General features: G+C 50.4%; 19 protein-coding genes and 1 tRNA gene. 6 read left to right on the forward strand and 14 right to left on the reverse strand.

Going from position 1 to position 24,797, the window contains the following annotated elements; all coding sequences use genetic code 11:
• Positions 1 to 216 precede the first annotated feature (216 nt).
• From H9Q13_RS07805 to H9Q13_RS07845, 9 genes are all read right to left on the reverse strand, one after another.
• On the reverse strand, positions 217 to 3,861 hold the full coding sequence (locus H9Q13_RS07805) for an AAA family ATPase (RefSeq protein ID WP_191183196.1): 3,645 nt from the start codon (positions 3,859 to 3,861) through the stop codon (positions 217 to 219).
• 155 nt (positions 3,862 to 4,016) lie between these two features.
• A complete protein-coding gene (locus H9Q13_RS07810; RefSeq protein ID WP_191183197.1) occupies positions 4,017 to 5,246 on the reverse strand; it encodes an exonuclease SbcCD subunit D C-terminal domain-containing protein in 1,230 nt (409 codons plus the stop codon).
• A gap of 247 nt (positions 5,247 to 5,493) precedes the next feature.
• Complete coding sequence (locus H9Q13_RS07815) at positions 5,494 to 5,916, reverse strand: hypothetical protein (protein ID WP_191183198.1); 423 nt, start codon at positions 5,914 to 5,916, stop codon at positions 5,494 to 5,496.
• 74 nt (positions 5,917 to 5,990) lie between these two features.
• Complete coding sequence (locus tag H9Q13_RS07820; protein ID WP_224744143.1) at positions 5,991 to 6,386, reverse strand: rhodanese-like domain-containing protein; 396 nt, start codon at positions 6,384 to 6,386, stop codon at positions 5,991 to 5,993.
• A 113-nt stretch (positions 6,387 to 6,499) separates the two neighbouring features.
• Positions 6,500 to 6,811 (reverse strand): ArsR/SmtB family transcription factor, encoded by a 312-nt coding sequence (locus H9Q13_RS07825; protein ID WP_191183199.1) that lies wholly within the window; start codon positions 6,809 to 6,811, stop codon positions 6,500 to 6,502.
• A 147-nt stretch (positions 6,812 to 6,958) separates the two neighbouring features.
• Complete coding sequence (locus tag H9Q13_RS07830) at positions 6,959 to 8,467, reverse strand: catalase (RefSeq protein WP_191183200.1); 1,509 nt, start codon at positions 8,465 to 8,467, stop codon at positions 6,959 to 6,961.
• A gap of 115 nt (positions 8,468 to 8,582) precedes the next feature.
• A complete protein-coding gene (locus tag H9Q13_RS07835; RefSeq protein ID WP_191183201.1) occupies positions 8,583 to 9,533 on the reverse strand; it encodes a YeiH family protein in 951 nt (316 codons plus the stop codon).
• 121 nt (positions 9,534 to 9,654) lie between these two features.
• On the reverse strand, positions 9,655 to 10,950 hold the full coding sequence (locus H9Q13_RS07840; protein ID WP_224744144.1) for a BamA/TamA family outer membrane protein: 1,296 nt from the start codon (positions 10,948 to 10,950) through the stop codon (positions 9,655 to 9,657).
• Between the two features lie 176 nt (positions 10,951 to 11,126).
• Positions 11,127 to 12,260, reverse strand: a complete 1,134-nt coding sequence (locus H9Q13_RS07845) for a BamA/TamA family outer membrane protein (protein WP_191183202.1) — start codon at positions 12,258 to 12,260, stop codon at positions 11,127 to 11,129.
• 236 nt (positions 12,261 to 12,496) lie between these two features.
• Between H9Q13_RS07845 and H9Q13_RS07850 the strand changes: the two genes are divergently transcribed.
• On the forward strand, positions 12,497 to 15,523 hold the full coding sequence (locus H9Q13_RS07850) for an amidohydrolase family protein (RefSeq protein WP_191183203.1): 3,027 nt from the start codon (positions 12,497 to 12,499) through the stop codon (positions 15,521 to 15,523).
• Between the two features lie 99 nt (positions 15,524 to 15,622).
• Positions 15,623 to 16,957 (forward strand): amidohydrolase family protein, encoded by a 1,335-nt coding sequence (locus H9Q13_RS07855; protein WP_191183204.1) that lies wholly within the window; start codon positions 15,623 to 15,625, stop codon positions 16,955 to 16,957.
• Between the two features lie 62 nt (positions 16,958 to 17,019).
• On the opposite strand, the gene H9Q13_RS07860 is transcribed toward H9Q13_RS07855, so the two are convergent.
• Genes H9Q13_RS07860 through H9Q13_RS07870 form a run of 3 tightly spaced genes read right to left on the reverse strand, consistent with a single transcriptional unit; the run spans position 17,020 to position 20,603 of the window.
• The gene (locus H9Q13_RS07860; RefSeq protein WP_191183205.1) at positions 17,020 to 19,125 is read right to left on the reverse strand and encodes a ComEC/Rec2 family competence protein; all 2,106 of its coding nucleotides are present in this window, start codon (positions 19,123 to 19,125) and stop codon (positions 17,020 to 17,022) included.
• Positions 19,125 to 19,553 carry a GNAT family N-acetyltransferase gene (locus tag H9Q13_RS07865; protein WP_191183206.1) on the reverse strand — a complete coding sequence of 143 codons (429 nt, stop codon included), beginning with the start codon at positions 19,551 to 19,553 and terminating at the stop codon, positions 19,125 to 19,127. The genes H9Q13_RS07860 and H9Q13_RS07865 overlap by 1 nt, the downstream gene beginning before the upstream one ends.
• Positions 19,554 to 19,571: 18 nt before the next feature.
• Positions 19,572 to 20,603 carry a PhoH family protein gene (locus H9Q13_RS07870; RefSeq protein WP_191183207.1) on the reverse strand — a complete coding sequence of 344 codons (1,032 nt, stop codon included), beginning with the start codon at positions 20,601 to 20,603 and terminating at the stop codon, positions 19,572 to 19,574.
• Positions 20,604 to 20,702: 99 nt separating this feature from the next.
• Between H9Q13_RS07870 and H9Q13_RS07875 the strand changes: the two genes are divergently transcribed.
• The 4 genes from H9Q13_RS07875 to H9Q13_RS07890 all read left to right on the forward strand — a co-directional run bounded on the left by H9Q13_RS07875 (position 20,703) and on the right by H9Q13_RS07890 (position 22,711).
• Positions 20,703 to 21,479: an SAM hydrolase/SAM-dependent halogenase family protein gene (locus tag H9Q13_RS07875; RefSeq protein ID WP_191183208.1), complete on the forward strand. Its 777-nt coding sequence runs from the start codon at positions 20,703 to 20,705 to the stop codon at positions 21,477 to 21,479.
• Positions 21,480 to 21,640: 161 nt separating this feature from the next.
• Complete coding sequence (locus H9Q13_RS07880) at positions 21,641 to 21,931, forward strand: putative quinol monooxygenase (RefSeq protein ID WP_191183209.1); 291 nt, start codon at positions 21,641 to 21,643, stop codon at positions 21,929 to 21,931.
• 142 nt (positions 21,932 to 22,073) lie between these two features.
• Complete coding sequence (gene hscB, locus H9Q13_RS07885; protein ID WP_191183210.1) at positions 22,074 to 22,604, forward strand: Fe-S protein assembly co-chaperone HscB; 531 nt, start codon at positions 22,074 to 22,076, stop codon at positions 22,602 to 22,604.
• 23 nt (positions 22,605 to 22,627) lie between these two features.
• Positions 22,628 to 22,711 (forward strand) — tRNA-Leu (locus H9Q13_RS07890).
• Positions 22,712 to 22,786: 75 nt separating this feature from the next.
• Here the strand turns inward: H9Q13_RS07890 and H9Q13_RS07895 are convergent.
• Positions 22,787 to 23,410 carry an RloB family protein gene (locus H9Q13_RS07895; protein ID WP_191183211.1) on the reverse strand — a complete coding sequence of 208 codons (624 nt, stop codon included), beginning with the start codon at positions 23,408 to 23,410 and terminating at the stop codon, positions 22,787 to 22,789.
• Between the two features lie 13 nt (positions 23,411 to 23,423).
• Positions 23,424 to 24,728 carry an AAA family ATPase gene (locus H9Q13_RS07900; protein WP_191183212.1) on the reverse strand — a complete coding sequence of 435 codons (1,305 nt, stop codon included), beginning with the start codon at positions 24,726 to 24,728 and terminating at the stop codon, positions 23,424 to 23,426.
• Positions 24,729 to 24,797 lie beyond the last annotated feature (69 nt).

The raw sequence follows: 24,797 nt of genomic DNA on the forward strand, positions 1-24,797 counted from the left end.
AGAATTAAAGACATAGAGACCGCTGAATGTTAGTGGAAACCTGCAAGTAATTGAGTATGAAAGAGCAATATAATGTTTTTATGTTGAAAAATACTAATCTGCACGCTCATATTCAGACGAATGTAGATAAAACACAATTGTATAAGAACCATGCCATTCTACCTATTTGGTCTTAAATTCCAAAAACAACCTGCCAGGTCAAGCCAATCGGCTGCGTTAAGCCGTTACCTTGACCGTGCTTACTCCTCCGGCCTGCTTCGTGATCACAATCTGGGTGCTGATGCGCTCTTTGAGTGCCTCCACATGGGAAATGATGCCGATCATCTTGCCGGCGGCATGCAGGTTTTCGAGCGTAGATACGGCGGCGTCGAGTGTGTCGGCGTCGAGGGTACCGAAGCCCTCGTCGATGAACAGCGAGTTGATCTGGGTACGGCGACCCGCCAGGTCAGACAAGCCCAATGCCAGGGCCAGGCTCACCAGGAAGCTCTCACCACCGGATAATGTGTTCATCGGTCGAATGGTTTCGGCCTGGTAAGTATCCACGATGAGCAGCTCCAGGTCTTCCTCTGTTGACTTAAGGATGCGGTAACGGTCGTTGAGTTTGAGCAGGTGACGGTTGGCCAGTTCCACCAGTCGGGCCAGGGTAAGCCCCTGGGCAAAGCGGCTGAACTTGTTGCCATCGGCAGATCCGATCAGGGTAGCCAGTTGGTCCCAGCGGTTGCACTCCTGCTGCTGTACACGCAGTTTTTCAGCCAATGCCAGGTTCTTGTCCCGTTGCTGTCGGTCCTGCTCCAGCAGCTGTTCCATCCTGGCGCGCGAGGAGATCAGTCCGCGCATGGCTTCGGTTTTGGCTGTGAGCTGCTGCTGCAAGGCCTCCATGCTTTCGGAAGTCAGTTGGCGGGCCTCGGCCTGAGCCAGGTCCTGCAGCACGTCGCTCAGCGATTTGCGGAGTTCGGTAAGCTGTTTCTCGGTATGGGCTTTTTGGTTGGCCAGCCGATCGGCTTCGTCGCGGTGCAGCAACATCTGGCTGAGGGCCTCTATGGTTTCTATACCTTGCTGGCGGAGCACACGCAGCAATCCGTCTCGCAAATTATCCAATTCTGATTTTTTGTGGGTATGGCTGGCGTTGCACTCTTGCTGGCGCTGGCGCTGTTCCTGTAGTTCCTGCTGTTTTTTCTGCAGTGTAGCCCGTGCCGCCTCTGCCTGCTGCGCCTGCCTGCGCAAATTGTGTTGGGCAGCCTGGCGCTCCTGCTGCGGGTCTTTATCGCCGAACAGCTGGGTGCGTTTCTCTTTGAGGGCGGTGAGTTGCAGGTGTAGCTGAGCCAGGGCTTCTTTCCTGTCTTTGAGGTGCTGCTCTCGCTCTGCCAGTTTCTCCTTCAGGTTCTTTACCTGTTCCTGCAATTGCAGGAATGGGTCGCGCAAGGCTTCGTAGGCTTCGTGCTGCTGTTGGTAAGCATTGGCTTGCCCCTCTAATTGCTGCAACAGTTCCTGACGTTTTTCCGGGACAAAGTTTAGGGTATAGCTGGCCGCAAAAGACTGGGCCGTTTCCAGGAAAGCCTGCTGCTGCTCCTGCAGGTCCTGCAGCTGCAAAGTATAGCGCTGCAGCTGCTGTTGCAGCATCTCGTCGGATTGTTGCAGCTTGCTCAGCTGTGCCTGCGCCTGCAACTGGGCTTCACGCAGTTTCTGTAACTCCTGGGTTATAAGTTCTGCTTGGCGGCTGGTTTTGCGGGCCGTTTCCAGTTTTTGATCAAGGCTGTTTTGCGTTTCGCGCTGGGCCTGCAGCAGCTGGGTTAATTTGTCAGTTTCGGTAATAGCGATGGCAATTTCTTGTGCCAGTAAGGTATAGCTTTGGTACAGCCGCGCCAGTTCCGAGTCGGATTCTACTTTGGCACTGAGGGTGTTTTCCTGCTGGGTCTGAAAGGTGTTTAACTGCAATTGCAGGGAGTTTATACCTGTTTCCAACTCCTTCACCAGAGCCAACTGGGCATCACGGCGCTGCTCCTCCTCCGACAGCGTGCTGGTATAATGGCCTGCTGCATAGGGGTGATGCTCCGAACCACATAACGGACAAGGCTGCTCCGGCTGCAGCGTGGTACGGTAGTGCTCCAACTCCTGAATGCGCTGCTGCAGTGTCACCAGCCGCTGAAGATCAGTGAGGCGTTCATGGGCCAAAGCATGTTGCTCCTGGGAGCTGCCGATTTTGGTGCTAAGCAATGTGATTTGCTGCTTCAGTTGCTCAGACTGCCCGTTTAGTTGCGCTGCTTTCTGCTGTTGCAAGGTATAGGCTTTTGAGAATTCAAGCAGGCGCTCATAGCGGCTCTGCAACACAGGTTGCTCCCGGTTTAGTTTCTCCAGGTCCTCCAGGCTTTTGTCGGCAAGTACGGACTGAAGCTGGCTTAGTTTTTCCTGTTTCTGACCCTCAAGTGCGGTTTGTTGTGCTTGCTGCTCTTGTTGGGCCGCCACGATGGCAGACAATTGCCGGGCCTCTGCTTGCAGTTGCCTGTTGATGGCTTCTTGCTCACGCTGCAAACTGCTGATATTCCGCTCTGTGTCACCGAGATCTTTCACGGCCTGCCGGAAAACATGCAAGTGCTCCCGTAGGTCTTTTAACCGTGCATGCTCCTGCAGCCACTTTTTGTGTGCCGAAGCCTTTTGAGTGAGTGTATTTAGCTCAACTTCTTTTTGGTTGAGGATGGACTGCTCATTTTTTGCAGCCATATCCAGTTGGGTATACTCGTCCTTGGCGGTCCTGAAAAGCTCACGCACAGTTTGCAGCTGATGATCGAGTTGCTGTACCTGCGTTAGCAGGGGCTCCAGTTGTTGCAGTGCCTCTTCCTGCTGCTGCTGCGATTTGGTGGTTTCTTGGGCTATTTGGCCAGCCTGCTCCAGTTCCGCCTCCAGCACGGGCAATTGTTTTTCGAGGGTAGCCAGTTGTTGTTGCACCTCGGTCAGGTGGCCGCTCGCAACCCTGATCTGGGTGAGTTCGCCCACAAAATGGTTAGCCTGCTCATGTTGCTCCAGTCGCATGAACTGCGGCTTCATGGCCGTCAGTTTTTCCTCCTGTGCCTGCAGGTTTTCTTTATACAGAGCGGCCCGCTGCTGCAGTTGCTGGATTTGCTGCAGCCACTGTCGCTTTTCCTGAACTTGGTTTACCTCCTCTGTGAGCGTTTTTTCCTGCGCTGTGAACTCGGCTATACCTTGCTCATAGCCCTGGCGCTGCTCCTCAGGCAGAAGTTTGCTGTCCTGCAGGGAGCGCTCCAGTTCCTCTCTTTTCTGACGCTCCGTGCGGGCTTTCTCATAGGCGAAGCGGGAGATGTCGGAGTAAATCCCCGTATCAGTTATTTTCTCCAGCAGGCTGCTGCGCTCGTTGGGGTTTGCCTTCAGGAAGCGTGCAAAATCGCCCTGCGAGAGCATGACCGAGCGCAAAAACTGGCTGTAGTCCAATCCGCAGATTTCGGCCACCTTGTCTGGCACCTGGCTTGGCTTGAGGTCAAAGAGTTCGTCTTTGTCGAAGTCGTACAGCTCCATGTGCACTGCCTGGATCTTGCCCTCCACTTTGCCCCGGCTGCGGCGCAGGTGCCACTTGGATCGGTATACCTTGCCATTGGCCTCAAACTCCACTTCCGAATAGCACTCGGCGGTATGACGGGTCATCAGTTCCAAAGGCTTGTCGTTGCTGTGTCGGTGCGCCAGTCCGTAAAGGCCTACCGTGATCGCATCCAGAACGGTGGTCTTGCCCGCCCCGGTCGGACCGGTGATGGCAAACAGCCCCGCATCGGCCAACGGGCTCTGGTCAAAACGGATCTCATGCTCACCCTTCAGCGAGTTTAGGTTCAGGAAGCGGACGGCGAGGATTTTCATGGGTAACTGTAGTGTTTTTGGCTAGCTCAAGTGATAATACTTCTTAATTGGATTGACCTTATGGTGCCATCAAGCCTGTGATCGTATGGGAAATGTAGAGCAGGTATAGTAGCTGCCGTTTTAGACGCTCGCGGTACCTATTGTTATGCGTAAACTCAGGACTCCACTTCCTGCCGCATCAACTCCAGTAGTTCCGAAAAAGTAGCTACTAACTCAGTGTGGTCGCTCTCCGGGAAGGCGCTGTCGCAACGCTTCAGGAATACGTCTTTCTCGCTCAGGGTATGCAAGTCCACTTCTTCGCGCACCTGCTGCTCTAAAGATTGACGGGCGGTTCGTATAATCGGCGGACGATGAATGAGCAACTGCAACTCGTCTTTTTTGAGGTGAAGGATTTCGTCTACTTGTTGATTGAGGTCAGGTATAGGCGTCTCCAAATCTAGTTGTAGTTCAGCCCAGGCCGGCAAGGTATAGCTGCTGTTATCGTAGGCCGCCATTTTCAGTTTAACCTCCTCCAGTTCGCCTTTGAAACGCACCAGCTTGCGGCAGACAGGTATAGCAATCTCTTTCAGGTCAGTGAGTTTGCCGCCATCAAAGTCTAATACATACACCACCTTCTTGTCGGTCACTTCGCTGAAACTGAGTGGGATAGGGGAGCCGGAGTAGCGGATGTGGTGCGCCTTGTTAACCTGTTGCGGACGGTGCAGGTGGCCGAGCGCCACATAGTCAAACTCCTTCGGGAACTGATCCGCCCCAATCTGGCCGAGGTTGCCCACATGGATTTCCTTTTCGCTCTCGGAGGCGGAGCCACCAGCGGCAAACAAATGGCCCATCGCAACGACAGGTATAGCCTGTGTTTTGTAGGGTTGCACATGCGGCACAAAGGCGGCGTAATGGGCCGCTATACCTTGCTTGATGCGCTGTTCACGTTCCTCATAGCTTTCGCCGGCAACAGAAAGGCGCACATCGCGGTCACGCAGGAAAGGCACGGCGCAAACAACTAACTCCAGCTTACCATCTTGATCCCGCAATTCGATCAGCTCGTCAAGCGGATCGGCACTGGCGCCGCCTATCACTTTTATGTTAAAGCAATCGAGGAGTTCTTTCGGCGCGTTGAGTGTGGACACCGAGTCATGGTTGCCGCCCGTGATGATAATGTGCCGGCAGCAAGTGGCGCATACCTTGGTCAGAAAGGTATAGTACTGCTTGAGTGCTGTGTTGGAAGGGGAGCCCGTATCGAACACATCGCCTGCCATCAGGAGCACATCAATTTCTTCTTGTTCAATGGTTTGCAGGAGCCAGTCCAGGAAATGCTGGTGTTCTTCTGTCCGTTCGAGGTTGACAAGCCGCTGGCCGAGGTGCCAGTCTGAAGTGTGTAGTACGCGCATATCCCTTTTCCTTTCTCCTTTGCACCACAAGTTACAGGAAGGTACCCCTATACTGCAAATTTGTTATATAATTTTTTCCGGATAAGGTATAGCAACTTTACTATATTAAGCAGGTCTTGACAATTTGTGCTGAAGTTCGTCAGTTGGGGAAAAGAATATGTCTGGCGTAGTGATTCTGAGCCGGTAATCAATCTGAAAACGCTAAGAATGACAGGTGAAAAACACGTAAGGGCACAACGGGACTGGCTTATTCCTGAACCCAAAGCAAAGCCTCTCGCTGACTCGAGAAGTTCTTGAACTGAAATTTATTGATGCTCTGCGCCTCCGCCCGGGTGGCGACCGCCTCCAGAGCCAGTTTGGCAAAAAGGCTGCTTGGCAGAACCCGGGCGAGTTTTTGGAGGGAGGTTTGCGAAAGCAGCTCGTAAAAAGTGGTGGACAGCCATTCCTTCGCAGATGCGTCGAGAATGGACATGCGTTCGGCATTGGCCACCACGCGCGTGATGCCCGTCTCACGAAGAGCCTCGTAGAGATTAGTGCCACCCGCGATAAGCTCCTCTTTGTTGACGGGCCGCTGCCACTCCGTGAGTAGCAGGCCTGTCGCCGGATCAATTTCTATTTTATAGAAATCCGTGGAATAGTTTGTTTGGGGGAAAAGTGGTTTTGGCAGCATAACAAAAGACAGATCACGTAAAGATACGCATAAAAGCTGTCTAATGATTATGCTGCTTCGCCATTTACAGACGGTTACTCCTCTATCGGAAGCCCGGCTGACTTCAGGTCCGAGTAGCCGCCGATGTTATACACATGCTTAAAGCCAGCTTCCTCCATCAGTTTGGCGGCCTTGCCGCTGCGGTTGCCGCTGGCGCAGTACAGGTAATAGGTTTTATCCTTGTCCCAGGTCTGCATCTCCTTTTCGAACTGGCCGCTCAGGAAGTCGGCGTGCTGGGTTTTTTGGAGGTGTCCTGCTTCAAACTCAGCAGAAGTGCGCACATCAACCAGCATAACTTTTTGGTTGTCGATTTTTTCATGGTGCTCTTTGTATTCGGTGGCAGAAATTGTTTTGAGCTTACCGTCGCCCTGCTGCGGGGTGGTGCAGTTCATCAGGCCGGCTGCCAATAGGGTCATCAGGAAGAGTTTCATAAAGTTATAGTTTGTCTGGTCTTGATTTAAACGATATTCACCTGGCTTTGGTGCTTTGGCCTAAGCCCGAAATTGAATGTAAGTATAAGAAAAGAATTTGATTGTATCAGGTATTACTGCCGCACAGGCTTGCAGCCTTTGATGCACGCGATGATATCGGAAATGGTAGTGTCCGTCAGAAAATAAAATACGTTCTTGCCCTGTCGCCGGGTCTCTACAATCCCTTTGTCCCGCATGTTGGTGAGGTGGTGGGAGAGCAGGGACTGTTCAATCTGCAGCACCTCCTGCAACTGGCTCACCGTAAGTTGGGCCTCCTGCTCGAGCAGGTCGATGATGCTGATGCGCACCGGGTGTGCCACGCATTTCAATACATAGGCCGTCCGCTCCAGCTTTTTCTTGTCTACCCGTACTTTCAGGTCCGTCATGCAGTTGTAAATAATAGGTATTCCTAATACATGAACATGTATTCATGTGTTTGATTTTAATACAATCCTAAGCGGGTTAAGGTTCCGGTTATAAAACAGAAAAAGCCGGCGCAAGGCCGGCTTTTCAGAAATAATGTAGCGTATGTGCTAGTTGGCGTGCAGGGTACCGCCCGCAAAGGAACTTACATCCACACGCAAACCCTGTGCTATACCTAGCCCCAGACCGATGTCGGCCCGGAAGAAGTGGCATAACTGACGGTTTATGATCTCTGCCCGCTTCGGTCCGTCTATACCTTGCATGGCACCCACGATGTTGCTGATGGTGTTTTTCTTTCCCTCTGGCGTCATCAATCTAAAGAGATCGCCCGGCTGGGTATAGTGATCGTTCTCGCCCTCGGCATTGCGGTCGAACCAGTCAGCCATCACATTGCTACCCAGGTTCTGGGCTGGCTCCTTATAGCTGGCATCTGCCTTAATGTTGTCAAAGCTATTTGGGAAGTAATTCGGGGCGCTGCCTCCGTTGGCATCCACACGCATGGCGCCATCCCGCTGGTAATTGTTCACGGTAAACGGACAGCGGTTCACAGGAATTTGTTCGTAGTTAGCGCCAATGCGGTAGCGGTGCGCATCCGGGTAGGACAGGATACGGCCTTGCAACATACGGTCCGGCGAAAAGCCGATGCCGTTCACGAGGTGAGCCGGTGCGAAAGCGGCCTGCTCTACATGCGCAAAGTAATTGTCCGGTATCTCATTCAGTTCGAGCACACCCACATCGATCAAAGGGTAATCTTTCTGCGACCATACCTTGGTAAGGTCAAACGGATTCCATTTGTAAGTAGCGGCTTCAGCCTCCGGCATAATCTGCACTTTTAGGGCCCAACGCGGAAAATCACCCCGTTCGATGGCCGCTATGAGGTCACGCTGCGCCTGGTCCGGGTCCATGCCTCTCATCACGGTGGCTTCGGAGTCAGTAAAATTCTGGATGCCCTGCAGCGTCTTAAAGTGGAATTTCACAAAGAAGCGCTCGTTGTCCTGGTTGATGAAAGAGAAGGTATGGCTGCCAAAACCGTGCATGTGACGGTAAGAGGCTGGCGTGCCGCGATCGCTCATCAGTATCACCACCTGGTGCAGACTTTCAGGGTTAAGCGACCAGAAATCCCACATCATGGTAGCACTCTTGGTATTGGTGCGCGGATCACGCTTCTGAGTATGGATGAAATCCGGAAATTTTTTGGGGTCTTTGATAAAGAACACCGGCGTGTTGTTGCCCACGAGGTCCCAGTTGCCGTCTTCGGTATAGAACTTTACGGCGAAGCCTCGCGGATCGCGCTCGGAGTCAGCACTGCCTTTTTCGCCACCTACCGTGGAGAAGCGCAGGAACACGCGGGTCTCTTTGCCAATCTCGTTGAACAGCCTAGCCTTGGTGTATTTGGTAATATCGTGGGTAACAGTAAAAGTGCCGTAGGCCCCTGACCCTTTGGCGTGCACCACACGCTCCGGGGTACGCTCGCGGTTGAAATGCGCCAGTTTCTCATGCAAAATGAAGTCTTCCAGCAGCACCGGGCCACGTGGACCGGCTGTCAGGCTGTTTTCGTGCTCATAATAAGGTTTACCTGAGGCAGTGGTCAGCTTGGCAGGTTGATTCTCGCTGTTCATATCTAAAGGTCTTAAAGTTACTTTGATTAGGTGCCTCAAAAGTATTGCCTCTAGTTATATAGTTCAAATCAATTAAATTTATGGAATTATAGTTTTTGTTTATAAGATACTTCGTTTAACCTAATCCGTAGATGACCGCCAGCGAGGCTACCGATATAAAGAGCCAAAGAATAACCCCTTGCCAAAATGGTTTCGGACTAATGGCTTTCAAAGCCTGTAAGCTGATGTTGGCACCGATCAGAAAGAGGCTGAGCAGCAAGCCCTTTTTGGCCAGCATCACAATGGTAGGAGAGACGGTTGCTACGGCAGGTATAAACGTACTGAGCACCGAGGCCAGCACAAAGAGGAGAATAAAAGTCGGAATGCTGAGTTTCTTGTTTCCGTCTTTAAACATTAGGCTGGAGACCAACACCAAGGGTACGATCCAAAGCGCCCGTGTGAGTTTAAGGGTCGTGGCGATTCGCAGGGCTTCGTCGCCGTAGCGGGTGGCGGCGCCTACCACCGAACTGGTGTCGTGTATGGCAATGGCTGCCCAAATGCCGAACTGCTCCTGCGACAAGCCAAGTAGGTTACCAATCGGCGGGAAAACAAAAAGGGCCACTGCATTCAGCACAAAGACAATGCCCAGTGCCACGGAAATTTCCTGGTCGTTGGCTTTGATGGCCGGTGCAACCGCCGCAATGGCGCTGCCTCCGCAAATGGCCGTGCCCGACGAAACGAGGTGTGTGAGACGGGGCGGGGTATAGAAAAGTCTGCCAAGCAGTAGACCAAGCAGCATGGTCGCGGCCAGCGACACCAGGGTATAGGCTATCCCCATCAGGCCAGTTTCGGCCACTTGGTATAGATCGATGCCAAAGCCCAGGCCTACCACGGCCACCTGTAACAGGTATTTTGAGATTTTGCCGGTATGCGCCTTAAATGGATTGCCCAGCAACAACCCCACCACCAGGCCAGCCCCCAAGGCCAAAGCCGAATTGAGCAAAGGGGTGAATAAAATCAGGGCAACAAAGGCAATGAAAATCGTTTTCTGAAGCAGGGGAGAAGGGAGCGGAAACAGTTGGCGCATGCTTTGGGGCGAATTAGCTTATGGCAGACAAATCTACGCTTCTTTCAGCATTCCTTGTGTGACTTTTGTCGCATACAGGTAAATAATGAACAGGTATAGGCTTGCAGTAGGTATAGCCAGCTTAAAACGCCTCCCCTATCATCACATAAAAGTTCGCCCCTTCACGCCCGTACCCGATGTCTACCCTTATGTTGAGTTTTTGCTCCGGATTCAAGGCATATCGCAAACCCGAACCGATGGAGTATTTCAGGGTAGAGAAACGCACGTCATTCGGTTTGTCGAACACATCGCCTATACCTGCAAATGCCGCCATGCCAAAGCGCCAGAACAGCGGAAAGCGATATTCCATTTGCGTACCGGCAAAGTTGTCTTCCAGAAATCGGTTTTTGGCATAACCTCTCAGAATCCGGTCGCCTCCGGCCATAGCCATGCGCATAACAGGTATAGCGCCGTTGTTGAGGTTGAAACTGGTGTTGTGCGCCAGCACATGGTTGGGTTTCAGCTGGAAATACTTTCGGAAGTCGAGATTAAAGTTGTTATAGCCGAAGTCACCGCCAAAGGTGCTGCCAAAACGGTAACCGGACATCTCGAGGTAAGTACCGCTGCTGGCAAAGGCCACGTTGTCGCGGCTGTCAAGGAGAAACACCAGTCCCAAACCGCTGTTGACTCCCCCCTGATAGCCCGGAATCTGTTGGGTAAGGAGTTGACTTTCCCTGTCTGCATTGATGGGGTTGAGCTTCGTGTTATAATAGTTGGCAATCTGGAAATCGGGACCGAAGAAAGTTTTGGCGCCTACTTTTTTCAAGGCGGCCAATCTGGCGCTCACATAATCATACTCGTAGATTTCCTCATCCGACTCGGGGGTGTCGTTGCCAATGCCATAAAAGCGGTCGATGTACACTCGGTGGCGCAACTCGCCGCGCAGCAGAAACTTCTCGTCGCGGGTGAAAACGGCCCAGTCAAGGAGTTGGTCCGTTTGCTTCCGCAAGGTATAGTCGGCGATGAGGCGCACTTGCGAAAGGCGGGTATATCCCTCGTCCTCGCTGTTCTTCAGTTTGAAGAAGCCGAGTAGTGCCGCACCGAAGCCAAGCTTTGTGTCGGGGGTATAGTAAAGCACGGGAATCGGGATGACTCCCCTGGTTTTCTCAACTTTCGTGGCTGTTGTGTCGGCTGGTTGGTTCTGCGCCAATACATGGCTGGTGGTGCCTAACGCGAGACAAAGTACCAATACACAAATGGTGAGTAGATTTCGATTCATATAGCCAATCTGGAATAAGGTATAGCGGTAAATCTGTGTTGTAACAGGTATAAAGCGGGATTTTGCCTGTAGAAAATTAGGGAAAAGAAGGGTTAGTTGGTGCTTACCAGGAGATGTTTTTTCGCAAATGTATTCACGGGCGGTCCGATGGAGCGGCATCGGTTATGATGGGCATAGAAACTTTTTAAATAAGTTGGTTTGGCCGGTGTTCAGTTAATGTGCCGAAAATACAGAGTTTATACCTGTATGTCAGTCAGGTCGAGAATCCGCCAGCATGGTCTAAAATATCTGGTTGATTCGGAGGGGTTCGCCGTTCTTGCAGGGAACTCCTGATCCTAAAACGCTTCGCCAATCATCAAATACACGTTAAAGCCTTCGCGGCCATAACCTACATCCAATCTTGAGTTTAGTTTTTGTTCCGGTCTGATGGCGTACCGCAGGCCAGTGCCCACAGAGTATTTGACCGTGGAGAGACTAATGTCAGAGGGCTTGCCGAACACATCGCCTATACCTGCAAAAGTGGCCATGCCGAGTCGCCAGAAAAGCGGAAAACGGTACTCGACCTGTGAGCCCACAAAGTTGTCGTCCTGAAAGCGGTTGCGGGCGTAGCCACGCAGAATCTTGTCGCCGCCGGCAGTGGCCAGGCGCTGCACCGGCACATCCCCATCATTTAGCTTGAGCATGGTATTGGTGGCCAGCACGCGGTTATTGCCCAGCCCAAAGTAGCGGTTGAATTCAAAGTTGAAGTTGTTATACCTGAAATCGCTGCCGAAAGCCTTGCCAAAGTGGTAGCCAGATAGTTCCAGGTAAAAGCCTTTGCTGGGGTAGGCTGTGTTGTCCCGGTGGTCAATCAGGAAGATGGCTCCCAGGCCCATGTTGCGACCGGTCTTGTAGCCGGGTATCTGTTTCGAAAGCAGCTGGCTTCCTTCCTCCAGCTCCACGTCGTAGTACTCGGTTAGCTGCAGGTCCGGGCCAAGAAAGCTGCGGAAGCCCACATTCTTGAGCACGGCTATTTTGGCGCTCACCATATCATAGTCGTATAGTTCGCGGTCTCCCTTGGGGGTGTTGTTGCCAATGCCGTAAAACCGGTCGGTGTAGATGCGGTGGCGCAACTCGCCACGCAGCAAAAGGCGCTCCTCCCTGGTGAAAATGTTCCAGTAGAGCCATTGGTCCGTCTGCTTGTTCAGGGTATAGTCCACCACCAAACGGGCGAGCGAGAGGCGGGTATAGGTGGTGTCGGTATAACTGCGGAGGCGAAAATAGCCGAGCAGTGATGCGCCAAATCCAAGCCGGGTGTCGGGGGTGTAATAAATTACGGGTGCAGGTATAAGGCCTTTCACGCTTCGCATCTCCGCTTGGGGTGGGTTGCTTGTTTCCTCTTCGGTGGTCTGTTCTTGCGCCAGTAGGGGCGTGGCATTCAGAACCATGACGGAAAGCAGCAGGAAAGTGATGTAAAGGTATAAGCGCATGCGAGCAGGTGTTTCTTGAGTAGTCAAATTGATCAGGAGTACATACGTAAAGTACCCTTTCGGGTCTAAACTGGTTGGCGCTTCACTTGTTTTATCGGTGTTTATACATTCAAAAATACCTATTTACAATGAAACCTAATATTTTAAGCACTTTGCGCTTAGATTTTTAGCAGGAAGATGGCTATCTTGTGTGTTTAAACCTTAACTCAAACCAGTCTATCACCTTAATCTGACACATGAGAAAAATCTTAACCATTGCAGCCTGTCTCGCTTTGGGAGCAGCAGGCAGTGCGATGGCGCAGGAGACCTTTCCGCGCAATGGCGTGTATGACGAGCGCACCGGACTGGTGGCCCTCACCAACGCCACCATCCACACCGATTACAAAACCAAGATCGAAAACGCCACCCTCCTGATCCGAAACGGAAAAGTGGAGGCCGTGGGCACCAAGGTGCAGGTCCCTGCCGGGGCCGTGGTGGTCGATGCCAAGGGCAAGCACATCTATCCGGGGCTGGTGGACATGTTTACGAGTTATGGTTTGCCGGAAGTGAAGGCAGATCGTCGCAACTGGATGTCGCCACCGCAGGAGGAGTCCACCAAGCAGGGCGCCTATAACTGGAACCAGGCGATTCGTCCGGAAACAAACGCTGTGGAACTGTTTAAGGTAGACAAGAAACAGGCCGAGGAAATGCGCAAGCTGGGCTTCGGCACGGTGCTGGCCGTTCATCGCGACGGGATTGCCCGCGGCACGGCCACGCTGGTAACACTGGCTGACAAGCGTGAAAACGAAGTGATTCTGCTCGATAAGGCCGCTAGTGCGCTTTCGTTTGAGAAAGGCTCCTCGCCACAGGATTATCCGAACTCCCTAATGGGTTCTGTTGCCCTATTGCGCCAAACCTATTTCGACGCCCAATGGAACAACATGAACCCGGGTCGTGAGCAGAACATCTCACTGGCCGCTTTTAACAGTGCCAACAGCTATCCGCAGATATTCGAAGCCAACAGCAAACTCAACGTGCTGCGCGCCGATAAGGTGGGCGATGAGTTCAAGAAGCAGTACATCATCAAAGGCGGTGGCGACGAGTACCAGATGATCAAGGAGATCAAGGCGACCAATGCCCCGATCATCGTGCCGTTGAACTTCCCGGAGGCCTATAATGTGGAGGACACCTACGATGCCCGCCGCGTGCCACTCGACGCCATGAAGCATTGGGAAATGGCCCCGGCCAACCCGGCCATGCTGCAGAAAGCAGGTATACCGTTCGCCTTCACCACAGCCGACCTCAAAGACAAAAAAGACTTCCTGCCAAACCTGCGCAAAGCCATTGAGTACGGCCTGTCAGAGGAGGAAGCCCTGAAAGCCCTGACGGCGACCCCGGCCCAGCTGTTGAAAGCCGACAAGCAAATAGGTAGCCTCGACAAAGGCAAGCTGGCCAACTTCATCATCACGAGCGGCAACCTGTTTGCCGAAGACAATGTGATCCTGGAGAACTGGGTGCAGGGCAACCAATACAAGGTGACCGAAGTGCCAGCCGATTACAGAGGCGTCTATACCTTGAAGATCGGACAGCAGCCGGAGCGCAGACTGCAGATCGCTGGAATGCCTGAGAAGCCGGAGCTGAAAGTGATCGGACAGGACACCGTGACGGGTAAGATTACCTTCAACGGCAACCTGGTAACGCTCTCATTCAACAAAGATAAGAAAAGCAAAGAAGCCATTCGGTTGAGCGGCTGGTATGCTGATAAAAACCTGCAGGGCGAAGGACAGTTGCCGGACGCTACGCCGGTGAAGTGGAACGCAAAGTTCTCCGAAGCCATGACCGAAAAGGCGAAGAAGGACGCGGCTAAAGAGAAGCAGGCAATAGAAATGGGCAACATGATCTATCCTTTCCAGGCGTTTGGTCAGGCAGAGTTGCCAAAGCAGGAAACGGTACTGATCAAGAACGCCACTGTGTGGACCAACGAGAAGGAAGGTATATTGCAGAACGCTGATGTGTTGATGAAAAACGGCAAGATCGCGAAAGTCGGTAAGAACCTGAACGAGTCGGGCGCCCGCGTGATCGACGGCACGGGCAAGCACGTAACGGCCGGTATCATTGACGAGCACTCGCACATTGCCCTGCAGGGGGTGAACGAAGGGACGCAGGCCGTAACCGCCGAAGTGCGTATGATGGACGTAGTGAACCACGAAGACCCGAACATTTACCGCCAGCTGGCTGGTGGCGTTACCACTTCGCAGTTATTGCACGGCTCTGCCAACCCGATCGGTGGTCAGTCTGCCCTTATCAAGCTGCGTTGGGGCAAGAGCCCGGATGAACTGTTCGTGGAGAATGCCGATGGCTTTATCAAGTTTGCTTTGGGTGAGAACGTGAAGCACTCCAACCGTCCGCCAGCTCACAGTGTGCGCTTTCCGCAGACCCGAATGGGGGTAGAGCAGGTATACGTAGACGCTTTTCAGCGTGCCAAAGAATATGAGCAGACCTGGAAGAGCTACAACAAGCTATCGAAGAAGCAGCAGGCCGCCGCTGGCGCACCGCGCCGCGACATCGAACTGGATGCTTTAGTGGAAATATTAAACGGCAAGCGCCATATCACCTGCCACTCTTACGTGCAGTCCGAGATCAACATGATGATTAAGGTAGCCGATCAGATGGGTTTCAAAGTGAACACGTTCACGCACATTCTGGAGGGCTATAAAGTAGCCGACAAAATGCGTGACCATGGGGCCGGTGGCTCTACTTTCGCCGACTGGTGGGCTTACAAAATGGAGGTAAAAGACGCTATCCCACAGAACGCCGGTATTATGAATAAGCTGGGCGTCACAACAGCCATCAACTCGGATGATGCCGAAATGGCCCGCCGTCTGAACCAGGAGGCTGCCAAAAGCGTGAAGTACGCAGGTGTGAGCGAAGAGGAAGCCCTGAAAATGGTGACACTGAACCCAGCCAAGCTTTTGCACCTGGACAACCGACTGGGTAGCATTAAAGTGGGTAAAGACGCCGATGTAGTGCTTTGGAACAACCATCCGCTTTCCATCTACGCCCGTGCCGAGAAGACTTACGTGGACGGTATCGCTTACTACGACCTGGAGCGCGACACCCAGCTGCGTGCTGACCTGGAGAAAGAGCGCATGCGCCTGATCCAGAAAATGCTGCAGGCCAAAACTTCCGGTGCCAGAACACAGGCTCCTCCAAGAGGCCGCGCTGCAGTGGTGCATTGCGAAGACGTGGCGCATCACGAGGAAGAGGATTACCTGGCGTATTAAATTGTTAAATTGTTATATGACTAAATTGCTGTTTTGGGATTGTGAAAATCGCGTTGCGAACCAACAATTCAACAATGCAGCAATGCAACAATTAAATAGATGAAAATTCACAAAAGATATATTTCGGCTTTCGTGGCGCTTATGCTCAGTGTACCTGCTTTTGCGCAGGTGCCGGTGCCGGCTGCAAAGCAGAGCAAGCCCATATTGCTGACAGGCGCAACCCTGCACGTGGGCAACGGCAAAGTAGTGGAAAATGCCGCTGTTGGATTCGACAAGGGCAAGATCACCTATGCCGGTCCGTTGAGCGGCGCAAACCGTAACGGACATGAAGTGATCGACGTGGCCGGGCAGCACATTTATCCGGGCCTGATACAGCCTAACTCACAGTTGGGTCTAAACGAGATTGAGAGTGTGCGGGCTACCCTGGACATGCGTGAAGTAGGGCAATTCAACCCGAACGTGCGCGCCGTCGTGGCCTATAACACCGACTCTGACATTGTGCCAACCATCCGGGCCAACGGCGTTTTGATGACGCAGGTAACGCCCGTAGGCGGTACTATTTCTGGTTCTTCGTCGGTGGTACAGCTGGATGCCTGGAACTGGGAAGACGCCATTGTGAAAGCTGACGGAGGGATACACCTGAACTGGCCAAACATGCTCATCAATACAGGTGGCGAGGCAAACCCACGCATGGCCAGCATGGGCCAGCAGCGCGAGCAGGCCATTGCCGACCTGGGCCAGCTGCTGCGCGACGCCGCGGTTTACAAGCAAGCTAAAAATGAGAAAGAAAACCTGAGGCTGTCTTCGCTGACTGGTCTGTTCGATGGCTCACGCAAACTCTTTATCCATGCCAATTACGGTAAGGAGATCATCGAGAGTGTGAACTTCGTGAAGCAGCACGGTGTGAAAGATATCGTGATTGTAGGTGCCGGTGACGCGGTTGCTGTGGCTGATTTCCTGAAAGCGAACAACCTGGCTGTGATCTATTCGGGCGTACATGCGTTGCCTTCCCGCTCGGATGAAGACGTGGATATGCCTTACAAGACGCCATACCTGTTGCAGCAGGCCGGTATCCCTTTCGCACTGGACTACGACCTGAGCACGCACGGTATCCGTAACCTGCCGTTTATAGCGGGCACGGCTGTTGCGCACGGTCTGGACAAAGAGCAGGCACTGGCTGCGATCACGTTGAACACGGCGAAGATCCTAGGTATAGACCAGCAGGTTGGTTCTGTTGAGGTGGGCAAAGACGCGACCATCGTGGTGTCTGCCGGCGACTTGCTGGACATGCGCACTAATAATGTGACGCACGCCTTTATTGCTGGCCGCAAGATCGACCTGAACGATAAGCAGAAGTACCTGTACGAGAAGTTCAACGGAAAATACGAGGCAGAAAAGCCGAAACAAGCAGAGGGCCCGAAAGCCCAGAACTAAGATTTTTTACTTACTCACCTTAAACGAAAGAGCGCTGCCCGTCTGAGGCGGCGCTCTTTGTTTTACAGCTCCACCACAAGCGCCCCTTTTTCCGTTACATCATAATACGCTATACCTGCCTCTGTCAATTGTGGCCTTAGCCGCTGCAGGTACCACGGGGCGTTGGAAGCGTCCAGGATCAGCTTTTTAAACCGGAAAGGCTTTAGTTCCTCCGTTTTCACCCGCACGTTCTGCGTGAGCAGGACATAATCCACTTCAAAGTTTGGTAATGGCTGTACCTTGAGTGGTTTCGAAACTACCAAGACTCGCTTGCCCTGCCATACCAGCACACTGTTGCTGTCGGGCAGTATTGCATGGCTTATACCTGAATGCGGGGCACCGTTCAAGGTGAGTTGCGCGGCTTGCTGTACGCCTTTATGCCACAGGTAGGGCTGGATGTTGAAGGTATAGTTCTCTGGTGTCAGCGCCGTGTTGCTCACGACTGTAGCCTGCTGGCCCTGCAGGAAGCTGAGAGCCGTGGCGTTGCGTAGGCTGTAGACCACCAGGCTCCGCTGGTTTTGCTGAACCGAAATCTCCGCCATTTCCTGCACCATCAAAAGAGCGACTACTCCGGTTGCCAGCGCAAAATAACGAAGCTGTTTGAAGGCGAAGAATAAGATAAATAAGAGCAGCAAAGTATAGAGCAGCCAGGCCTGGGACACGCTGATGTCGATGCCGTTGATCACGGCCTGTGGCAGTTGGTTGATGAAGAGGTTAAACTCGTTCATGGCCCAGGTTAGTCCGAAATGTACCTTGAAAAGCAGGGAACCCAAAAGCGGCACCCACGAAAAAAACAGGGCGATGCCCCCAGAACCCAAAACAAATGTAGCAGCGGGCACCACCACTAAATTGGCAAGCCAGAAGTAAACCGGGAACTGGTGAAAATAGTAAAGCCCCAACGGGAAAGTAGCTAACTGTGCCGCCAGCGAAGCCGTGAACAGCGCCCAGCCTTTGTCGAGTAACCAATTATCAAATACAAGCAGGTTATAAAAACGAGGTTGCAGGTATACAATACCCAGCAAGGCCAGAAAGGAGAGCTGAAAACCGACTTCCAGCAGATAATAAGGGTTGTAGAGCAGCAGTGTAAAGGCCGCCGCTGCCAACGTGTTGTAAATATTGTATTGCCGCCTCGAGGCCATGGCCATCGTCATGAGGCTGAACATAAAAGCTGCCCGTAAAATAGATGGCGATAGACCCGTGACAAAAGCATAGAGCCAGAGTATACTCAAGATGATAACGGTGTAAACAACACGCTGCCGGGCAGTTCGCTTGAGACCTGCCAATATAAACGCAAAGAAGCCATAGATCAAGCCCACATGCAGACCCGAGACGGCCAGCACGTGCATGGTGCCGGTTTGGGCATAAGCGTCCCGTATGGAGTTGTCGAGCTCATCTTTCACACCCAGAATCAGGGCAGAAGAAATACCGTATTCCCGACGCTCGTTGATGGATTCTTTCAGCAGGGCGTCGAGCTGGCGGCGCAGGTAGATACTGAAGTAAAGTACCGGGTTTGCCGGATCGGAGCCGAGTTTTTGGAACTGGTGCGCTTGCAGGAAGTTCCGGTGATGGACCTGCTTGTTGGCTAGAAATGCACGGTAGTCAAACTGATTGGGATTGGCGGGTGGAGCAACAGGTATAGGAGCCCCTTTGACCAGTAATCTGTCTCCGTAGCTCAGTTCGTATTCCCGCTCCGAGTCGTGTGGCACCGATAGCTGCACCTTGCCTTCGGCAGCCTGCCACTGGCCGTTTATCTGCACCTGCGCCACTTGCAACACGGTACTCTGGTAGCCGGGCTTTTGCACTACATAGTCGTTTACCACACCCACATAATAGGCTGGCACACCTGACAAGTTGCCCAAATGCAAAGGCTGGTGGGCAGCCGTACGCATATCGGTAGCCCACATGCCGCCGGCCATAAAGCACAGCAACCCGGCTATACCTGTCAGGGTGTTGGCCCCCACGGTCTTGGCCCTGCGGGAAAACAGGTATAGCACCAGGTAGAGGGCAATAAAAAAGGCAAGGAGTTCGAGGCTATACCCGAACTCCCTGCCTGTGTACAGGTACACAAGTATACCTGCAATAAAGCTAAGGGAAATGCGGACGAAAGGGTAGGGAGCCCACCGTTTCATCAGCCCTTATACACCATCTTATAGTGCTGTATGTCGCACTCCGTAAACATATCGCCTTCAGTTACGAAGCCATGGCGCTTGTAAAAATTGACGGCCGGTAGCTGTGCGTTCAGGTATACCTTGCTGTCTGCATGGTCGGCCTGCACGTCTTCCAAAACGGCCTGCAGCAGAGCAGCGCCAACCTGTCGGTTGCGGTAGTTCTGCAGCACAGCGAAGCGCTCCAGTTTTATACCCTGGTCCGTCACACGCCAGCGGGCAGCACCGCAGGGCACCCCCTCGCAGGTTGCCACATAATGGCTCGCCGTTTGCTCGAAGGCGTCGTTTTCAGCGTCTCGGGGAACCTGCTGCTCCAGCACAAACACCTGCACACGTATGCCAAAGGCTGTGTTGACATCCTGCTCACTTTCAGCACGAAAAACCTGTATCATCCTGTGTTATGCAATCAGCTATTCAACCTTCTTTTTGCGTCCGTTTACCTTGACCGGGGTGCCTGACTCAGCGGCTTCGGCTTCCAGTTTGGCAGTCTGTCGGGCTTCGTCGGCCTGCGTATAGGCATCCACGATATCGCGTACCAAACGGTGTCGCATTACGTCTTCCGGCTGCATCTCGATAAAGCCAATGCCTTTCACGTTGCGCAAGGTATGCAGCGCGTCTATCAGGCCGGACTTCTGTCTGTGCGGCAAATCAATCTGTGAGCGGTCACCGTTGATCATCACCTTCGAGGTCGGGCCCATGCGGGTCAGGAACATCTTGATCTGGGCTGGCGTCGTGTTCTGTGCCTCATCGAGCAGCACAAAGGCATTGCTCAGGGTACGGCCACGCATGTAAGCCAGTGGCGCGATCTCAATGATCTTGCTTTCCTGATAATATTTGAGCTTCTCCATCGGGATCATGTCCTCCAGGGCGTCATAGATCGGGCGCAGGTAAGGATCTACCTTCTCCTTCATGTCACCCGGCAGGAAACCCAGATTTTCGCCGGCCTCCACCACAGGGCGGGAGATGATGATCTTCTTTACCTCCTTGTTCTTGAGGGCGCGCACGGCCATGGCCACCGAGATGTAGGTCTTACCCGTACCGGCAGGCCCCAGCGCAAACACCAGGTCATTGTTCTCCACCAACTCCACCAGTTTCTTTTGGTTAGGCGTCTTGGCTTTGATAATGCCTCCCTTGCTGCCATACACGATCACATCCGGCGAAGTGATGATCACCTCCTCATCCGTAAAAGAATCGGCTGAAAGGTATCTATTTACGCTGTTATGCGTAATCTTCCCGAACTTATGATAGTGATCGATCAGCGAAGAAAGGATCTCATGAATTTTAGTGATCTCAGGCGTTTGTCCCTGAATCTTTATCTCGTTACCCCTGGAAATGATCTTGCTGCTTGGAAAAGCGGCAGCCAGTTGCTTTATATTCTGATTCTCTGTCCCCAGAAAATCTATAAGAGAGATATTCTCTAATGTTATTACTTTCTCTACCAAATGTTTATGTTTATATATAGTACGTTGGTAATATATTCTGTAAATTAGCTAAAATTGTTACACAATGATGACAAATCTACTTAAATTATAGTTCGCTCTATGGCTGTAATTACGTTTACCTCAGACTTCGGATACACCGATCATTATGTGGCCGCCGTGAAGGCCGCCATGCTGTCCCTGAACCCCCAGGCTAACATTGTAGACATTTCCCATGGCATCGAACCCTTTAATATTCCGCAGGCGGAGTACGTGATCGGGGCTGTGTTCCAGGAATTTCCGGAAGGCACGGTGCACCTGATCGCCGTGGACACCCACGGTTGCAAACAGGGCAAATATCATGCTGCAAAATACAAAGGGCACTATTTCCTGATGGCCGACAATGGCCTGCTCTCCCTCCTGACAAACGGCGAGCCCGAAGTCGTGGTGGAAATACAGACCGACGATAGCCTGTTGCCCTTCCCGGCCAAGGACCTGCTGGCACCTGCTGCGCTGTTCCTGGCAAAGGGCGGTGACATTGATATTTTAGGCGAGCGCACCACCAGCTATAAGCAACTGATGAACCGCCAGTTGCGACTTAACGACCACTCCATAACAGGGCATGTTATCCATGTGGACCGATACGGCAACCTCATCACCAACATTACGCAAGACAGCGTCGACACCATTGCCCACGGGCGTACCTATACCGTGCACTTTGGCCGCGAAACGGTGGGCCGCATCCACCAGAACTATACCCAGGTAGAAGACGGGGACTGCTGCTGCCTCTACAACCACCTTGGCCAGCTCTGCATCGGCATCAACAAAGGCAATGCCGCCGAACTGTTGGGGCTTGGTTTCGATTCGCAGGTAGACGTGCGCTTTTATCCAGGAAGTTAATAGATGTGTAGATTTGAAAATTTGAAGATTTGGAAATGAGAGGTGTGAATAGCTTCATGTGTTTTTAGCATGAAGTAGTTGCTGTTCTAAATTGTATTTATAATTTCGACTTTCAGAACATTTTACATTTTCAAATCTACACATCTTCAAATCAAAAAACTATGCTCATCCGCATTGTCCGCATGACCTTTCAGCCAGAGAAGACGGAGGATTTTCTAGAGATATTCCGCAACTCAAAGGATAAGATTCGTGCTTTTGAGGGCTGCAACCATGTAGAGCTTTTGCAGGACCTGAACCACCCCAATATCTACAGCACTTACAGCCTCTGGGACTCTGAAGAGCACCTCAACAACTACCGCGACTCCGAACTGTTCGGGCAGGTATGGAAAGCCACCAAAGCGCTCTTTGCCGAGAAGCCCCAGGCCTGGTCCAATAAATCAGTAAACATTTAACAGTTATCATTTAACAGTTAACAATCCGCAGGTATGGACAGGATGTTTATAAGAGTTTAAACAATCCCATTGCTTTTCCTGTACTTTTGCAACGTATACCTGATGGTGTTTACTGTTTACTGCTAACTGATCCCTGTAAAAAATGAATTACTTCGAGTTTTACCATATACCTGAGAGTTTTCTGCCGGACGAGAAGGCGATCAAACGACGCTACTACGAACTGAGCCGCGAGTACCACCCGGACTTTTATGCTAACGAAGACCTGAGCACGCAAAACAAAATACTGGAGCTCTCCACGCTCAACACCAATGCCTACCGCACCCTAAGCGATGCCGACCTGCGCATGCAGTACATTTTGAAGGAGCACGGTTTGCTGGAAGAAGGCAAAAACGAACTGCCGGGTAACTTCCTGATGGAGATGATGGAGCTGAACGAGGAGCTGATGGAGCTGGAGTTTGACTTTGACCCCGCCAAGCTGCACGAAATAGGGGAGAAGAGCACCGGTATCATGGCTACCTTAGAAAATGATGTGCTACCAGTTTTGCAGCGATACCCTGAGCTTCACGGTGTTACCAAAGAAGAGGCCCTGCAGGAGGTAAAAACTTACTATCTGAAGAAAAAATATCTTTTGCGTATTCAAGAAACATTATCTAAGTTTGCATCACGTTCCTGATAGTCGATTAGGAATTTAGTAATGCCTTGGTGGCGGAATTGGTAGACGCGCTGGTCTCAAACACCTGTGAGGTTACACTCGTGCCGGTTCGACTCCGGCCCAAGGTACAAGTACAAATGAAAAGCCCTGTAAGTAAATTGCTTACAGGGCTTTTTTATTAATCAGATAATAAAATCTAAATTTTAAACGGTGCGGTTAAATCTTTCATCTTTTGGGAAAAGACGCTGAAAAATAACATGCACTTGACATCTAGGATGATGAGCACTTACATCGCTTTGATTTTTCTCTAATCTTACTGAATTAGGTATAGCCTCTGTAGGAAGTTTGTCCTTCAATAGCTTATAAATATTTTTTGACTTTAAATACTTAATTTCCTTGGTATAAGAAGCCATGTGTTTATGCAACTCTTTTTCTAATTCTGAATAACTACGAAATAATTTAGTTGTAGGAATATGGTGTAATAAAAACCATATTTCGAAGCAAGGGTTACATAGTAAAACTTTACATGCACCACTTCTTTCTAGTTTTTTGGTTTCAGTTTCTAACCATTTAAGTTTACCATCACTGATCACTTTATCTAAATCTATTAAGCAAAAGACAAAATCGTAACCAGATTCAACCAAAAATTTTGCTTTTTCTATAGCTGATAAATATCCACCATACTTATCCGGAATATCAGGCTTTATATCAATATCAGGAATTGACTCCTCTTCTTTAAGCTGTTCAAAATAAATTTTCTCTGTCTGTCCATCACCGACTATTGCAATTTTAACTCTTGGTTTTCTTTTATTCTTTTCTCGTGCCATTAGGTGCTAAACACTAATTTTCAAAATTTAAAAAGATGTTCCCTATTTTAGGTTTAGCACCTAATTTTCCAACATTATAAGCATTGAAAACTGAGTTATATTTCCTCCTAAATGTTTTAGAATCAAAATCATTTAAAGAGTATAAATCTGTAGCTCCATTTTCTTGTTTTTCAGTAAACCAAACAACATCATTTCTCAGAATATCATTATTAGAAAGAAATAGCACGTTATGAGTTGTAAAAAGTAACTGAGAATCAGTTGTAGTAGCTAGAAAAGTTAAAATAAACTGCTTCATCAAATCAGGATGTAATGAAGTTTCTATTTCGTCTATACTCACAAATGTGGGTTTGATAATTGCAGATGCAAGAACACCACTCAATCCATAATATCTAAGTGTGCCTCTAGACTCATGACTTGATTTCAGTTTATATGAAGTATAATCATTATGTTCATCTTTAACTTTGTGATGAAAAATAATATCCTTCATCAGCATTCTCTTTTCTTTCAACACCTTAACCAAATCTTCAGGAGGCAAAGCTTGGTATAGATCACTAATCATATGCAAGCCAACTTCCTCCTCACTCTCTTGAACTTCAAAATCAGTAATGTGAAAATCAGCGTTCTGTATGAGCTTGATTAAAATATTTTTGATTTCTATAGATTCTTCAGCCAATTCACTTGTAGAGGCAAATAGGTCATGATGAGGAGAAATAAAACTTTGTAAATACGTGCTAAACCAATTATATACAATTTCAAGTTCGGGAAATTGGGCATTAGATTTTGATACAGCTCCTAAAACTGTATTATTGGATAATGTATTTCCTTCTAATATTATTTTGTCTTTATAACCTGTTCCAATTTTACTCCCGAAATCAATAAATGAATGATAGCTTTTTTTAATAATTTCTGTAAACCTTACATATAATTTTGCTCTTTTACCATTCGGGTAGTAGAATAATGATTCATTAATTATTTTATGTTTATCAAACTCTATTTCATAATCATATTTAACTTTATCAATGAAGAACTTTATACCAAGTATACTCGATGATTTGCTAGATACATTATCAAAAAGAAATGGCTCAAAACCGAGAGTATCATCTTTTTGATCTAAAGGGAACAAAACTAATTGACGTAAGAGCTCAATTCCTTCTAATATAGTTGTTTTCCCTGAAGCATTAGGGCCATAAATTACACCCATCTTTAAAATCTTCAGTCCAGGTTTTACTTCTATACAATAGAAATCATCTAATTCAGTATCCTTTGAGGCCTCAAAACTAAGCAATTGCTCATCTTTTACAGGCCCAATGTTTTTCATGTTAAACTCTAAAATCATTAGATCGGCTTTTTAAGGATCAATTATGCAATCCATATGCTAATTTATGCC

The organism is Pontibacter aquaedesilientis (assembly GCF_014773225.1).
Taxonomy (GTDB): Bacteria; Bacteroidota; Bacteroidia; order Cytophagales; family Hymenobacteraceae; genus Pontibacter; species Pontibacter aquaedesilientis.